This window comes from Paraburkholderia bannensis, assembly GCF_014200455.1.
Taxonomy (GTDB): Bacteria; Pseudomonadota; Gammaproteobacteria; order Burkholderiales; family Burkholderiaceae; genus Paraburkholderia; species Paraburkholderia bannensis_A.
Map to the genome: position 1 here is coordinate 137,442 of NZ_JACHBW010000015.1, position 14,753 is coordinate 152,194.

15 protein-coding genes are annotated in these 14,753 nt (G+C 65.3%); 11 read left to right on the forward strand and 4 right to left on the reverse strand.

What is annotated here, in order from left to right:
• Positions 1 to 2 precede the first annotated feature (2 nt).
• Complete coding sequence (locus F4827_RS24235) at positions 3 to 977, forward strand: LysR family transcriptional regulator (protein WP_183728450.1); 975 nt, start codon at positions 3 to 5, stop codon at positions 975 to 977.
• A 46-nt stretch (positions 978 to 1,023) separates the two neighbouring features.
• On the opposite strand, the gene F4827_RS24240 is transcribed toward F4827_RS24235, so the two are convergent.
• Both F4827_RS24240 and gltS read right to left on the reverse strand, forming a co-directional pair.
• A complete protein-coding gene (locus F4827_RS24240) occupies positions 1,024 to 2,001 on the reverse strand; it encodes a 2-dehydropantoate 2-reductase (protein ID WP_183728452.1) in 978 nt (325 codons plus the stop codon).
• 166 nt (positions 2,002 to 2,167) lie between these two features.
• The gene (gene gltS, locus F4827_RS24245) at positions 2,168 to 3,400 is read right to left on the reverse strand and encodes a sodium/glutamate symporter (protein ID WP_183728455.1); all 1,233 of its coding nucleotides are present in this window, start codon (positions 3,398 to 3,400) and stop codon (positions 2,168 to 2,170) included.
• 288 nt (positions 3,401 to 3,688) lie between these two features.
• Here gltS and F4827_RS24250 point away from each other — a divergent pair, with 288 nt between their 5' ends.
• From F4827_RS24250 to F4827_RS24290, 9 genes are all read left to right on the forward strand, one after another.
• On the forward strand, positions 3,689 to 5,098 hold the full coding sequence (locus tag F4827_RS24250) for a DUF2252 domain-containing protein (protein WP_183728458.1): 1,410 nt from the start codon (positions 3,689 to 3,691) through the stop codon (positions 5,096 to 5,098).
• A gap of 111 nt (positions 5,099 to 5,209) precedes the next feature.
• Positions 5,210 to 6,088: a LysR family transcriptional regulator gene (locus F4827_RS24255; RefSeq protein WP_183728461.1), complete on the forward strand. Its 879-nt coding sequence runs from the start codon at positions 5,210 to 5,212 to the stop codon at positions 6,086 to 6,088.
• Between the two features lie 28 nt (positions 6,089 to 6,116).
• Positions 6,117 to 6,920: an SDR family oxidoreductase gene (locus F4827_RS24260; RefSeq protein ID WP_183728464.1), complete on the forward strand. Its 804-nt coding sequence runs from the start codon at positions 6,117 to 6,119 to the stop codon at positions 6,918 to 6,920.
• A 74-nt stretch (positions 6,921 to 6,994) separates the two neighbouring features.
• A complete protein-coding gene (locus F4827_RS24265) occupies positions 6,995 to 7,216 on the forward strand; it encodes an oxidoreductase-like domain-containing protein (RefSeq protein WP_183728467.1) in 222 nt (73 codons plus the stop codon).
• Between the two features lie 24 nt (positions 7,217 to 7,240).
• Positions 7,241 to 8,134, forward strand: a complete 894-nt coding sequence (locus F4827_RS24270) for an NAD-dependent protein deacetylase (RefSeq protein ID WP_183728470.1) — start codon at positions 7,241 to 7,243, stop codon at positions 8,132 to 8,134.
• 47 nt (positions 8,135 to 8,181) lie between these two features.
• Positions 8,182 to 8,799 carry a pyridoxamine 5'-phosphate oxidase family protein gene (locus F4827_RS24275; RefSeq protein WP_183728475.1) on the forward strand — a complete coding sequence of 206 codons (618 nt, stop codon included), beginning with the start codon at positions 8,182 to 8,184 and terminating at the stop codon, positions 8,797 to 8,799.
• 11 nt (positions 8,800 to 8,810) lie between these two features.
• Positions 8,811 to 9,473, forward strand: a complete 663-nt coding sequence (locus F4827_RS24280; protein ID WP_183728478.1) for a DUF938 domain-containing protein — start codon at positions 8,811 to 8,813, stop codon at positions 9,471 to 9,473.
• 205 nt (positions 9,474 to 9,678) lie between these two features.
• Entirely contained in the window at positions 9,679 to 11,091 is a 1,413-nt protein-coding gene (gene gndA / locus F4827_RS24285) for an NADP-dependent phosphogluconate dehydrogenase (protein ID WP_183728481.1), read from the forward strand.
• Positions 11,092 to 11,303: 212 nt separating this feature from the next.
• Positions 11,304 to 11,633: a DUF4148 domain-containing protein gene (locus tag F4827_RS24290; RefSeq protein WP_183728484.1), complete on the forward strand. Its 330-nt coding sequence runs from the start codon at positions 11,304 to 11,306 to the stop codon at positions 11,631 to 11,633.
• A 642-nt stretch (positions 11,634 to 12,275) separates the two neighbouring features.
• On the opposite strand, the gene F4827_RS24295 is transcribed toward F4827_RS24290, so the two are convergent.
• Positions 12,276 to 13,091 carry a DUF2968 domain-containing protein gene (locus tag F4827_RS24295; protein WP_183728487.1) on the reverse strand — a complete coding sequence of 272 codons (816 nt, stop codon included), beginning with the start codon at positions 13,089 to 13,091 and terminating at the stop codon, positions 12,276 to 12,278.
• A 137-nt stretch (positions 13,092 to 13,228) separates the two neighbouring features.
• The gene (locus F4827_RS24300; protein WP_027817161.1) at positions 13,229 to 13,549 is read right to left on the reverse strand and encodes a hypothetical protein; all 321 of its coding nucleotides are present in this window, start codon (positions 13,547 to 13,549) and stop codon (positions 13,229 to 13,231) included.
• Positions 13,550 to 13,901: 352 nt separating this feature from the next.
• Between F4827_RS24300 and F4827_RS24305 the strand changes: the two genes are divergently transcribed.
• The gene (locus F4827_RS24305; protein ID WP_183728490.1) at positions 13,902 to 14,645 is read left to right on the forward strand and encodes a peptidoglycan DD-metalloendopeptidase family protein; all 744 of its coding nucleotides are present in this window, start codon (positions 13,902 to 13,904) and stop codon (positions 14,643 to 14,645) included.
• Positions 14,646 to 14,753 lie beyond the last annotated feature (108 nt).

Consider the following 14,753-nt stretch of genomic DNA (forward strand, 5'->3'; position numbering starts at 1 on the left):
CGATGAACGTTTCACTCCAGCAACTCAAGGTCTTCGTCGCGGTCGCGCGCTCGCGCAGCTTTACGCGCGCGGCGCGCGAGTTCGGTCTCACGCAGTCTGCGGTGAGCCGTTGCGTGCGCGAACTCGAAGAGGCCGTCGATCTGAAACTGTTCGATCGCACCACGCGCCAGGTCGAGCTCACGTCGGCGGGCAGCGGCTTCGAGCGGCGCATCGCGCGCCTGCTCGACGAAATCGACATGGCATTGAGCGAAGGGCGCGATACGCATCAGGCGCATCGCGGCGTCGTCACGATGGCGAGCAACCCGGCGCTGTCGTCGGCCTGGGTGCCGCACGCGATGGCGCGCTGCGCGGCTGCGTTGCCCGCCGTCACGCTGCATTTGCAGGACTGGTCTCAGGAGGCGGTGTTGCAGGCGGTCGAACAGGGCGAAGTGGATTTCGGCGTGATCGCTGAAGTGATGCCCGCGCTGCGGCTCGCGGGCGGCCAGTTCGATGTGCAGCCCATCGCGGCCACGCCGCTGTGCGCCTTGTTGCCAGCGCAACATTCACTCGGGCGAGTTACGCCTTTGCATTGGAGCGCGCTGGCCGACGAAGCGCTCGTCACGCTCAATCGCGATTCCGGCTTCCCTGGCGCGGTCGTGCACGCGCTAGCAGGTTTGCGCGCGCCCGATCACGCCATGCGGGAATTCGCTCAGGCGGCGGGCGTCGCGCGCATGGTGCAGCTCGGCATGGGGATCGGCATACTGCCTGTTTCGACTGGTGCCGACGATGGCGATGCGAGACACTGGCCATTAGCTGCCGGGCCGCACGTCGTGCGTGTGCTGCATCCGGTTGTCGAGGTCAGCACGCTGCTCGTGCGTCGGCGTCATCGCTCTTTGCGGCCGTGCGCGCTGGCGGTGTGGTCACAGTTCATCGAAGCGGGGCGTATCGACCGGGCTGCTGCGCAGGAGCCCGAAATCGTCGATTCAATCGCGCAATGAAATAAGGCCGCGCTTTCGCGCGGCCTTGTCACTTGCCCGCTGCTTCTCAGGCGGCCATTTTCATCATCTGCTCGCGTTGCTTGACGAGCGCGAGCACCGTATCGATGGCGGGCGTCGCTTCGCCCACCAGCATGCCCATTTCCTGCACCACGGTCAGCAGGGGGTCGATCTCCATCGGTCTGCGCTGCTCCAGATCGACCAGCATCGAAGTCTTGTGCGCGCCCACCGCGCCCGCACCGTCGATGCGCCGTTCGATATCCACGCGAAAATGCACGCCGAAATGCTCGGCGATGCGCTGCGCTTCCAGCATCATCGTGCGCGCCACGGCGCGCGTTGCGGGGTCGTGCGTGATGACGTCGAGCGTCGCGTGCGTGAGCGCGCTGATCGGGTTGAAGCAAAGGTTGCCCCACAGCTTGAGCCAGATTTCGTCGCGGATATTGTCGCGGATCGGCGCTTCGAAACCGGCTGCCGTCATCGCTTCCTGCAACTGCACGATGCGCGGGGTGCGTTCGCCGGACGGCTCGCCGATGGGAAACTTCTTGCCGTACACGTGGCGGATCACGCCCGGCGCGTCGATTTCGGCGGCGGGGTAGAGCACGCAGCCAAGCGCGCGCTGCGGGCCAAGCCGCGTCCACTGCGCACCGTCGGGATCGATGCTTTCGAGTCGCGTGCCTTCGAACTTGCCGCCGTGACGGTGGAAGTACCAGTACGGAATGCCGTTGGTGCCCGTGACGAGGGCGGTATGTTTGCCCAGCAGCGGCTGCATCGCGTCGATCACGCCGGCGACCGAATGCGCCTTGAGCGTGACGATCACGACATCCTGTACGCCCAGCTCGCGCGGATCATTCGTGCAACGAACCTTTGCGACGAATTCCTCGCCGTCCATCAAGAGACGCGCGCCGTGCTCGCGCATGGCAGCCAGATGCGGGCCGCGCGCGACGAAGCTCACGTCGGCGCCTGTGCGCGCGAGTTGCACGCCCAGCATGCCGCCGATCGCGCCAGCTCCGAAGATGCAGATCTTCATATGATTCCCCAATGACGTTGAAAACCGCGTGTCGGTCAGTCGCTCGCATGGCCTGCATCACCTGCGTGAGAGGACGGACGATGGTTCGAGCATAGGGGCAGCGATCGATTAACGACAGTTAAAGTTTATCCGCCGAATCATCAAGGATGACTTATGGGATCGACGTCTATGTCGAGAAGATCGGCAGCGCCAGAAACAGCTTGATGACGAGGGCATTGGCGATGTCGATGAAGAACGCGGCGACCATCGGCACGACGAGAAATGCGAGATGCGAGTGACCGAAGCGCGCCGTCACGGCTTGCATATTGGCGATGGCGGTGGGCGTCGCGCCCAGGCCGAAACCGCAATGACCCGCTGCGAGCACGACGGCGTCGTAGTTCGCGCCCATCACGCGGAACGTGATGAACATCGCGTACAGCACCATCAGCACGGTCTGCGCGACGAGGATCGAGAACACGGGTAACGCGAGCGCGGCGAGATCCCACAACCGCAGCGTCATGAGCGCCATCGCGAGGAATAGCGCCAGGCTCACGTTGCCGATCAGCGCCACCGCATGCGCGGCGACGGGGCGGCCCGCGAGCGCCAGGCCATTGGCGAGCAGCACCGCCACGAACAGCACGCACACGAACGCGGGCAACTCGGCGGGCGTGCCGGCGAGCCAGCTTGCAATCAGGTTGCCAGCCGCGAGGCTGATGGCGATCAGCGTGAGCGTTTCGATGAAGGCGGCGGCGGTGGTCGGCTGCTCGGCTTTGGGTGCTTCGAAAGCCTGCGACGCGGCTGCGCCCTTTGCATCGGCGGCGGTATCGGTATCGGCATTGACATCTGCGCCTTCGCCGCGCCCCAGCCGCTTGAGCAGACGCTGCGCGACCGGGCCGCCCAGTATGCCGCCCATCACGAGCCCGAAGGTTGCGCAGGCAATGGCGGCTTCGGTCGCGGACTGCAAGCCGTGATGCTCGGTGAAGACCTTGCCCCACGCCGCGCCGGTGCCGTGCCCGCCGGACAGCGAGACCGAGCCGCCCAGCAAGCCGAACAGCGGATCGACGCCCAGCGCATAAGCGAGGCCGATGCCCACCAGGTTTTGCAGCACCAGCAGCCCGACCACCACGACCAGGAAGCGCGCGAGCATCGGGCCGCCCGCCTTGAGGCTGGCGAGATTGGCATTGAGGCCGATGGTGGCGAAGAACGCCAGCATGAGCGGGGTCTGCAGCGATGCGTCGAAACTTACATCGACGCTCGCGAACGCGTGTAGACCGAACAGAACGAGCGCAGCCACGAGGCCGCCCGCCACGGGTTCGGGAATGGTCCAGCGGCGCAGCAGCGGCAGCGCGGCCACCAGCCGGTTGCCGAGCAACAGCACAAGCGACGCGGCGACGAGCGTTCCATAGACGTCGACATTCATTGAGGCCTCGCGATGCGGCGAAGGTCGAGCCCGGGTTGCACTTGCGTCTGCACCGTGGACTGCACCCGGGACTGCACGCTGAACTGCACCCACTGACGCCGTCCCCGCGCGCGACGTCCATTGCGCAAGGTACACGAGCAGGACGGACGTTGCGCGCACGGTGGGCGCTTGCGCAAAAGAGGGCCACACGCTTAAATACGGCAGGTGCGTGCTTCGGTCGGATCGACACGCGCGCCGATGCGGGACGAATCACGGCATCCACGAACATCCTCAAAACGGGAGCAGTTCATGAATGGAAAGACCGTTGCGGAACGCGAAGCGGCTGGACGCGCCGCGCGTGAAAAGGCCAGGCGTTCGAGCCACCGTCTGGTGGGCGATCTCAAGCGCGATCCGCTCGCGCTGCTCAAGCAAAGCAGCGAGGGCCGCGTGCCCAATCTGGTGCCGCTGCGTTACGGTCGCATGATCGTCTCGCCATTCACGTTCTTTCGCGGCAGCGCCGTGCTTCAGGCGCACGATCTCGCCCAGGTGCCCGACACCGGCATGGCGATGCAGATATGCGGAGATGGCCATTTGCTGAACTTCGGCGGCTTCGCCACGCCCGAACGTCAGCTTGTCTTCGATCTCAACGATTTCGACGAAGTCGCGCCCGGCCCGTGGGAGTGGGATCTCAAACGGCTGGTGGCGAGCTTCGTGGTGGCGGCGCGGCATATGCGCTACTCGCGCGGCGTGGCGGAGGATCTGGTGATGGCGGTCGTGAACACCTACCGCGACCGCATGCGCCAGTACTCGGAATACGGCGCGCTCGAACTCTGGTACGACAAGATCACCTTCGACCGCATGGCCGAAAGCGCGCTCACGCCCGATGGCCGCCGCCTGATTCGCCGCGGCATGGAGAAGGCCGCGGGCCGCACGCACGAAAGCATGCTGGAGAAGCTCGCGTATCGCGACGGCACGCACTGGACCATCCGCGATGCGCCGCCCGCGCTCTTCCATGTCCACGGTCCGAACTCGCTCTACGAATCGGAGGACAACTGGCTCACGCTGGGCGATTGGCGCACGCTGATCATGCCGACTTACGACGCCTATTTGAAGACGCTCGCGCCCGAGCGCCGCGAACTGCTGGAGCACTTCGAAATCCAGGACATGGTCTTCAAGGTGGTGGGCGTGGGCAGCGTGGGCACGCGTTGTCTGGTGATGCTGCTGACCGATCATCACCAAAAGCCGCTGTTCCTGCAGATCAAGGAAGCGCGCCGCTCGGTGATTTCGCAGTATTTCAAGTCACCCGCGTTCAAGCACGAGGGCGCGCGCGTCGTGCAGGGCCAGCGTCTGTTGCAGGCGGCGAGCGATCTGTTTCTGGGCTGGTCGACGGGGCCTTCGGGGCGGCACTTCTATTTCCGCCAGTTGCGCGACATGAAGCTCTCGGTCGAACTCGATCTGCTCGACAGCACGCTGCTGGCCGGTTACGCGCGCCTGTGCGGCTGGGCGATGGCGCGCGCGCACGCGAAGTCGAGTAACGCGGCGATCGAGATTGCCGCTTATATCGGCCGCAGCGACCAGTTCGCGGAAGCGCTCGCGGGCTACGGCGCGGCCTACGCGGATCAGGTCGAACGTGATTACGATGTGTTCGTGAAGGCGGCGCGCAGCGGCGAGATTTCCGCGCGGGGCGATGAGGACATGGCCGCCGATTTCCGCGTATGAGCATGACACGCATTCGCCTGTGTCGACCGATGCGAACGCGCTATCCTTGCGCTTTTGTTTCGCCGCATGCGGGCTGCGATCCAGCGCTTGCCCGTCTGCCGCTCGCGCCCCATGCGTCTACGTCACATCGAAGTCTTCCACGCGATCATGCGCACCGGCTCGCTCTCGAAAGCCGCCGAGCTGCTGTGCGTGTCCCAGCCCGCCGTGAGCAAGGTGCTCGCGCATGCCGAGCGCAGCGCGGGCCTCAAACTGTTCGCGCGCACCCATGGCCGTCTGCAACCTACGCGTGAAGCCGAACTGCTGTTCGCGGAAACGCAGAAGCTGCAATCGAACCTCGATAGCATCCGCGATCTGGCGCGCAACCTTTCGTTGCGCCCGCAAGGATTGCTGCGCATCGGCTGCCTGCCGAGTCTGGGTATGAGCCTGATTCCGCAGGCCGTCGAAACGTTTCGCACGAGTTACCCCGAGGTCTCGCTCAAAATCCAGACGCGTCACACTGTGGAATTGCTCAACGCCTTGCTCACGCGCGATCTGGACGTGGGCGTGGCGCTCAACCCGCCCGCGCGACCCGGCATCGAAGCGTTCGAACTCGGGCGCACAGCGGTGGTGTGCGTTGCGCCGCCCGACGACCCTTCGCCTGCGCACGCGCCGCTCGCGCTGCAGGAATGCGTCGCGGGCGACTGGATCAGCATCGGCAATGTCGATCCGCTGGGCGAGGCCATCGGCCATCTGCTCGAAGCGCAGGGCGTGGACGGACAGCTTGCCGCTGTCGAAGCGCAGACGTGGTACGTGGCGCGCGCGCTGGCGGCGCGTGGTGTCGGGCGCGTGCTGCTCGACGAGATCACGGCGCGCAGCGCGGGGGAACCGGTGGCGATCCGCCGCGTGGAACCGGAGCTGACCGTGGGCGTGTTCGCGGTGTGGCGCGACGGCGGTATGGATTCGCAGGCGGGCCGGGCGTTCGTGGAGGTATTGCGCGCGGGGCTAGCTTGAATGGCGATTTCGAACGGAGAAAAGGACGATGGCTGAAGCGGATCGACAGCTACATGACCAGACACGGCAACCGACGCGAGCGGGGCGCAAGGTGGCGATCGTCACCGGCGCGGGCAGCGGGATCGGGCGCGCCTGCGCGCGCAAGCTGCTGGCGAACGGCTACGCCGTCGTGCTGGTGGGGCGGCGTGCGCAGCCGCTCGAAACGCTCGAAGCCGAAGCGCTGGCGGCGGGTCAGGAGGCGCTGGCCGCACCCTGCGATGTGGCGGACGCCGCGGCCGTCGATGCGCTGTTCGAGAGCGTGCGCGCGCGTTTTGGCCGCCTCGACCTGCTATTCAACAACGCCGGCCGCAATGCCCCGGCCGTGGATATCGACGAGTTGCCGGTCGAGGACTGGCGCGCCGTGGTCGATGTCAATCTGACCGGCGTGTTCCTCTGCACGCGCGCGGCGTTCGGGCTCATGAAGCGCCAGCAGCCGATGGGCGGGCGCATCATCAACAACGGCTCGATTTCGGCGCATGCGCCGCGCCCGTTCAGCATCGCCTATACGGCGACCAAGCACGCCATCACCGGTCTGACGAAATCGGTCTCGCTCGATGGGCGGCGCTACGACATTGCCTGCGGCCAGATCGACATCGGCAATGCCGCCACCGAAATGACCGGGCGCATGGCGCGCGGCGTGCCGCAGGCGAACGGCGAGATCGCGGTCGAACCGTTGATGGACGTGGAACTGGTCGCCGATGCGGTGCTGCACATGGCGCAACTGCCGCTCGCCGCGAACGTGCAGTTCATGACGATCATGGCGACGAAAATGCCTTTCGTCGGCCGTGGCTAGCCGAAGCGGAGCGCCAGGCGCGTCCGCGCGCGCTCCCGTATACTGGAAGGCGTTCAGCCAAAACGCCTTGCCCCATGTCTTTACCCCCGCGTCCCGAGGACGACCCGCGCCCGCAGCCACCCGAGCGGCCCGACGATAACGCCTGCTGCCAAAGCGGCTGCGACCCTTGCATCTTCGATTTGTACAACGACGAAGTGACCCGCTACCGCGCCGATCTCGCGGCTTGGGAACAACGCGAGGCGCAGCGCCAGGCAGACCCCGCAAACATGGCCGACACCGCCAAAACCGCCGACTGATACGCCCACCCGCCGAGCCGAGTCATGTCCGATCCCGCCCCGCTCATTGCAGTCAATCCCACCGCCGCGCCTGAGCCTGCCGCGCTCGACGCCTTGCAGGATTTCGTCGAGCGCCATCCGCGCCTGTTCGTGCTGACCGGCGCGGGCATCAGCACCGATTCCGGCATACCCGGCTACCGCGACGACAACGGGGCGTGGAAGCGCTCGCCGCCCATCACGCTGCAGGAATTTCTGGGCTCGGAGAGCTGGCGCCGCCGCTATTGGGCCCGCAGCATGATCGGCTGGCCGACCGTTGGCCTCGCGCAGCCCAACGGCGCGCACCGCGCGCTCGCGCAACTCGATGCGGCGGGGCGTGTGGGCGCGCTGGTCACCCAGAACGTCGATGGCCTGCATCAGCGCGCGGGCAGCCGCGACGTGATCGAACTGCACGGCAGCATTGGCCTTGTGCATTGCCTCGATTGCGGCGCACAGTACACGCGCGCCTCGCTGCAGCCGCAGCTGGTGGCCCGCAATCCGGCCGTCGCGGGCGCATTCGCCGAACCGGCCGCCGATGGCGATGCGCATCTGGAATTCGACGGCACGAACGCCTTCGACATTCCCGCCTGTGAGGCCTGTGGCGGCATGCTCAAGCCGTCGGTGGTGTTTTTCGGCGAGAACGTGCCGCGCGAGCGCGTCGCGGCGGCTTCGGCGGCGCTCGATGCGGCAGACGCCGTGCTGGTGGTCGGCTCGTCGCTGATGGTGTATTCGGGCTACCGCTTTTGCGCCTGGGCGCAGCAGCGCGGCAAGCCGGTCGCGGCCATCAACCTCGGCAAGACGCGCGCCGATCCGCTGCTCGCGCTCAAGGTGGCGGCGCCCTGTGCGGCCACGCTCGAAGCGCTGGTCGCACGCCTCGCTGCATCGAACGCATCGAGCGCCTGACGCCCCATCTTCGCCAACCGATCCGTCCATCGACGAGGAAGTGCCCCATGCTGAACACGATCGCCGCACTCGAAGCGCACTACGGCGCGCCGAACGAACGCTCGCTGCGCAAGGAAATCGACTACATCAACGCGGACTACCGGCGCTTTATCGAACTGTCGCCGTTCGTGGTGCTGGCCTCGGGCGGCCCGGATGGCCTTGATTGCTCACCGCGCGGCGACGCGCCGGGCTTCGTGCAGATCCTCGATGCGCGCACGCTCGCGTTGCCCGACCGGCCCGGCAACAACCGGGTCGATAGCCTGCGCAACGTGGTGGCCGCGCCGCAGGTCGGCCTGCTGTTCATGGTGCCGGGCGTGGGCGAAACGCTGCGCGTGAACGGTCGCGCGCGCGTGAGTCTGGATCCCGAGTTGTTGCAACGCTGCGCCGTGGACGGCAAGCCGCCGCGCTCGGTGCTGCTGATCGAAGTGCAAAGCGTGTATTTCCACTGCGCCAAGGCGATCGCGCGCTCGAATCTCTGGGACCCGGCGCGCCATGTCGAGCGCTCGCAACTGCCGGGCGCGGGCGAAATGCTGCGCCGCGTGAACCAAGAGCAATACGGCGAGGGTTTCGACGTCGAGCGCTACGAAGCCGATCTCGCCGAGCGCATGAAAAAGAGCCTGTACTGAATCTGATACCGATGAACGAACCGCAAAACCCGCAAGCCAGCCTGCGTCTGAGCGCACCCGCCGCCGCGCGCAACGCTGCGCCGATCCTCGATGTCCTGCGCAGCGCGCTGCCCGCGCACGGCACGGTGCTGGAGATCGCGAGCGGCACGGGCCAGCACGCCGTACATTTCGCAGCGGCGTTGCCCGGCATCAACTGGCAGCCGAGCGACGCCGACCCGCGCGCCCGTGCCTCGATTGCCGCCTGGCGCGAGCACGCGGGCCTCGCGAACCTGCGCGCGCCGCTCGAACTGGACGTTCGCAGCGAACCCTGGCCAATCGACGCAGTCGATGCGATGGTCTGCATCAACATGATCCATATCGCGCCTTGGGAGGCCGCGATTGCGCTCATGAAAGGCGCGGGGGCGCGCATCGCGCCTGGTGGCGCGCTGGTGCTTTATGGGCCTTACCGCCGCGACGGCGCACACACGGCGCCGTCCAACGAAGCGTTCGACGCCGATCTGCGCGCGCGCGACCCGGCATGGGGCGTGCGCGATCTCGAAGCCGTCGAGGCGCTCGCGCGCGCCGAAGGCTTTGCCCGCGAGGCCGTCGTGCCGATGCCGGCAAACAATTTCACGGTAGTTTTTCGCAAGGAGAAGCGGGCGGCGAGCGCTCATGCGGCGACAACTGAGCGATAATCGCGGCCCTCGATAAGCGGCGCGCACTCACGAAGCGCGTGCCGGACACGACGACGAAGGCCGCGATGCCCGCCGGGCGAGAGCACTGGCAAGCCCATGCGCGCAAGCACGCATCGTTGGAGCGTTTCCCTTATCCTTGCACGATCGACGTCTCTCGCAAGACCTGCGCGGGCGTCACCCCAATCGATTGAAGTGGAGAGTCAACATGAGCAAACAGGCAATCGGCGTGGTGGGTCTGGCCGTGATGGGGCGCAATCTTGCGCTCAACATCGAGAGCCGCGGCCATGCGGTGTCGGTGTTCAACCGCAGCCGCGAGAAAACCGATGAGCTGATCGCTGAGTTCCCCGAGCGCAAACTGGTGCCGACGTTCACGCTCGAAGAGTTCGTGGAATCGCTCGAAAAGCCGCGCCGCATTCTGCTGATGGTGAAAGCGGGCGAGCCGACCGACGCGACCATCGCGGCGCTCAAGCCGCTGCTGGACAAAGGCGACATCCTGATCGACGGCGGCAACACACACTTCACGGACACGATCCGCCGCAACCAGGAACTCGCCAAGGCGGGCCTGCATTTCATCGGCACGGGCGTGTCGGGCGGCGAAGAAGGCGCGCTCAAGGGCCCGTCGATCATGCCGGGCGGCCAGCGCGATGCTTACGATCTGGTTGCACCGATCCTCACCGAAATCGCGGCGAAGGCGCCGGCGGACGGCGAGCCGTGCGTGGCCTACATGGGCCCGGATGGCGCTGGCCATTACGTGAAGATGGTGCACAACGGCATCGAGTACGGCGACATGCAACTGATCGCCGAAAGCTACGCGGTGCTCAAGCAGGTGGTCGGCCTGTCGAACGAAGAACTCGGCAAGGTCTATACGGAATGGAATCAGGGCGAGCTGGACAGCTACCTGATCGAAATCACCTCGAAGATCTTCGACAAGAAGGATGAGGAGACCGGCCAATACCTCGTCGACGTGATCCTCGACCGCGCCGCGCAAAAGGGCACCGGCAAGTGGACCAGCCAGAACGCGCTGGATCTGGGCGCGCCGTTGCCGCTCATCACCGAAGCCGTGTTCGCGCGCGTGCTGTCGTCGCTCAAGACGCAGCGCGTGGCGGCGAGCAAGGTGCTCAAGGGTCCCGACGCCAAGCCGTTCGCGGGCGACCGCACGGCCTTCATCGAGGCGGTGCGCCGCGCGCTGTACTTCTCGAAGGTCATTTCGTACGCACAGGGCTTCGCACAACTGCGCGCCGCCTCGGACGAATACAAGTGGGATCTGCAGTACGGCACCATCGCCAAGATCTTCCGTGCGGGCTGCATCATCCGTGCGCGCTTCCTGCAGAAGATCACGGACGCTTATGCAAAGGATGCGCAACTGGCCAATCTGCTGCTCGATCCCTATTTCAGCGATATCGCTGCGAATTACCAGTCGGCGCTGCGCGACGTGGTGATCGAAGCGGTTAAGGCAGGCGTGGCGGTGCCGGCGTTCTCGTCGGCGATTGCGTACTTCGACGCCTATCGTTCGGAGCGCGTGCCTGCGAACCTGGTGCAGGCGCAACGCGACTTCTTCGGTGCGCACACGTTCGAGCGCATCGACAAGCCGGGCAGTTTTCACGCCGACTGGTCGTAAAACTGCGGCTATTGCCCGCATAGTCGTTGCGGGTATTTGTCGAATGAATAGGGGAGCCCGAGAGGGTTCCCCTTTTTTATTACCGTTTTCGCAACGGTGTATTTTGTAATTAGGGTTTTCCCTAGAGCGAATAAGAGCCTAGACTTTAGTCAATCGCAGACGGACATGAACACCCGCCCGAAAGCGTCAATAAAACAGATGGAGGTCGAATCATGAAGAAGCTTATTCCCGCAGTCGTCGTGGCAGCCGCTCTTGTTGTTCCGTCCCTTTCGTTTGCCCAGTCGAGCCAGCAAGGTTTGACCCGCGCCCAGGTGCGCGCCGAGCTCGTGCAGCTCGAACAGGCTGGCTACAACCCGTCGGGTGATCGTGTGAATTACCCCGAAAATCTGCAGGCCGCCCAGGCTCGCGTGACCCAGGAAAAGCTGGCCAGCGGCGATACGAGCGGTTATGGCGCGCCGGCAGTCGGCACGTCGCAGGCAGGCGGTCCGGCAGTGCAACCGGCACACGTCACGCCGTCGCAGGCAGTGTATTTCGGCCACTAAGCAGAACGTGGTCGCAGGTTAAAGCGCAGCGGTGAGGTAGACCCGCTTCGCCATGCAGGCGGTTGGAAATGTAGTGCGAGTAGTTGTAGTGAGTAAGGCAGTAGCAGGTTGCAGCGAGCACAGAGGTGTGTCACGCAGTTGCAGTTTGTCGTTGTTGTGGTCTTGCTTGAGTGGTTAGCAGTAGTAGTAAGCAGTGCGTAGTTGAAGTCGTGTCAGGTAGTGGCAGTTCGTAGTAAGCAAAGAGGTGCAGTAGAAGTTGTAGCGTTTAGTTGTTTTGTCTGTGTTGTTGCTTGAGTAGTCAGTAGTGGCTGTAGGTAGTAAGCAGTTGAAGTTGCGGTAGGTGGTAGCAGGTCGTAGTAAGCAAAGAGGTGTAGTAGGTAGTTGCAGTACGCTGTAGATGTTGCAGTAGTTGTTGCGTTGGAGTTGCGTTAGAAAAAGGCAGTTGCAGTAAGCAGTACGTAGTAGTCGCAGTAAACAAAGAGGTTGCATGAGTTGTTGCAGTAAGCAGTACTCGCAGTGGTATCAAGCAGTAGAGGTAGTAAGTGAAGTACGCAGTAGCAGCATGCAGTCCAGCGCGGCCCGGTTCTTACCGGCCCGCGCTTTTCGCTTTTCTGGGCGCGCTGTTTTTACAACGCCCCGCACTCACCTTCCCGGCAAATGGGGCACCCCTTCGTTGCTCGTCACGCTGAGCTGATGAATCGTCCGGTGCGCCTTGTTCAATTGCGCCTGGGCGGCGATGCGTTGCGCCTCCAACTGCGCCACGTCGCGACGCACCTGATGCTGGCGCGTGCTCACCAGGTGTTCCTGCTCCGCATGGCGTTGCAGGTCCACGCGCAGCCGCTCGGCGTGTGCTTCCGATTCCTCGATCTGCTTCGCGAGCATCGCGTTCTGCGCCGCCAGTTGCGCGAGACGGGTTTCGCCCTCTGCCAGACGCGTCGCCTGCTCTTCAAGGTGATGAAACACGGCGCTTGCGGAATCGAGATCGGCGGCCCGGAAGGCGTGCCAGAGTGTGTTGTCCTGGTGCATGGCCACGAAGTACGCGAGCGCGCGCGAGTGAAACAGCAGGGTGACCGAGTAATCGAAGCTGCGAAATACGCGGAAGGTGCTCAATTCATCGGCGGCGACGAGCGCGGCGAACGACGCGCCATCCGCGAGCTGGACCGGGCGATTGGCCAGGTGCGCAGGTACGGCCGGCACCGCATGCAAGGTGGAGACGGGGCGCGGCGCGGTGGACGAATCCGGCGCATCCGGCGTCTCGCTGCCGGTCGGCAGATCCGCGTGGACGGCAGCGCCTGCGCTAGCGGGCGCGGGGTTTGCTATGAGCGCTTCGTCGCTCACGAGTCCGGCTGCTCCGGCTTGAGCGCTCGCGCCATCGGGAGAAGGCTCGGCGTCCACGGCGACAAGGTGTGACGCGCCGCCCGACAGCACGGCGTTACGGCGATGCAGGAAAGACTTCACGGCGTGTCCCCTGAAATAATCGGCCGGTTGCCAGGCCATCCCATTGATCGGATGACGATTCGCGGCTTCCGGCAGGCGGTCAGGCAAAGCGGGCGCTTGCGCGGCCCGCTCCGGCGTGGCCAGTGATGGGCCCGGGCTCAGTGCAGCAGGCGCGGGCGGCGTGCGATGTCGTCGAAGAGTGCGCGTCCGGGTTCGAGCGCGAACAGCCAGGTTTCGTCGTAGCCGCTCAGGGTGTCGAGCGCATCGCGCAGTCGTTCGACGACGATGGCCGGTATTTCGACCGTTGCGTGCAGGCCGCCGGACAGGCGCGCGACGCTGGCGTGCTGGACCAGTTCGTCGGCGGCTTCGGCCACGTCGGCGGCGAACACGAGGTGATTGTTCAACAATTCGACGAGACCCGGCGATGCCGCGACGTCTTCGACGTTGATCTGCACGGAAAGGAAGGTGGCTTTGTTCATCCTGGGTTCCCTCAGGGACGTACGTTGCACCACGGCGAGAGGCGGGCGTCGGTTTTTGTCTGATTATCAGCAGGCGGCAAAACCCAGTATAGGCGAGGGCGCGATCAGGGCTAGCGAGTTTGTACGATGGAAACCTGAAGACGCCGCGCGGCTGAAAACGTGGGGAACGGCAGTCGGCCTGGGCGTGCGCGTTAAAAAAGCCGCCGCGCCCGGGACGATATAATGGGGGCCGTTCGCCAATTCCGGCTTACTCAACGGAGCGGGTTTCGCGGGCGAACGCCGGCGGCCCCACGCGCATCCAACAATACGTATCCCCGTCGTACGTAGCGAGGAACCAGCGAGGAACAGCAACATGAATCAACAACGGCGAATCCCAGGCGCGTATGCGGCTCTGGCTGCCCTCACGCTTGCCTGCAGCGCCTGTACGCTCACGCCCTGGGAGGGCAGCCCGTCCGCGCCGCCCACCCCGACGTCCAATGGCGTGCCCGCCGGTTACTACCGCGTCAATCCTGGCGACACGCTGTCGCGCATCGCGTCGGCCTACGGGCAGCGCACCCAGGATCTGGCGAACTGGAACCAGTTGCCGCCGAACGCGCAGGTGCTGCCGGGCCAGGTGCTGCGCGTCGCGCCGCCCGCGGGCTATAGCGCCGGCAACGTGCCCCCGCAGCCGCCTGCCTTCACCAGCAGCGCACCCGCCGCGAACGGCGTGGCCGTGCCCAATGCGGTCGGCTCGACGCTCACGCTCATGTGGCCGGCGCGCGGCCCGATCCTGCAGCGCTTCGTGCCGGGCAAGTCGACCGGCATCGTGATCGGCGGCGCGCCGGGCGAGCCGGTCAAGGCCGCCGCTGCTGGCCGCGTGGTGTACGCAGGCTCGGGCATCGAGGCCTACGGTCCGCTCGTCATCATCAAGCACAACGACCAGACCGTGACCGCCTATGGTCATAACGGCCGCCTGCTGGTGAAGGAAGACGACGCTGTCTCCCAAGGCCAGCCGATCGCCGAAATGGGCGTCGACAACAACGGCGTCGCCGGCGTGCAGTTCGAGGTGCGCAGCGACGGCAAGCCGGTCGATCCGCTGCCGCTGCTCTCGCGTTAAGCCTTTGCGCTGACTCGCGCGAAACCGGCGCGCCAGGGCCATCGCCGCTTTTTCCGCGCGATTTTGCCCGATTTGCCACGGCGCGCCGTTTGAAAATACACTCGATGG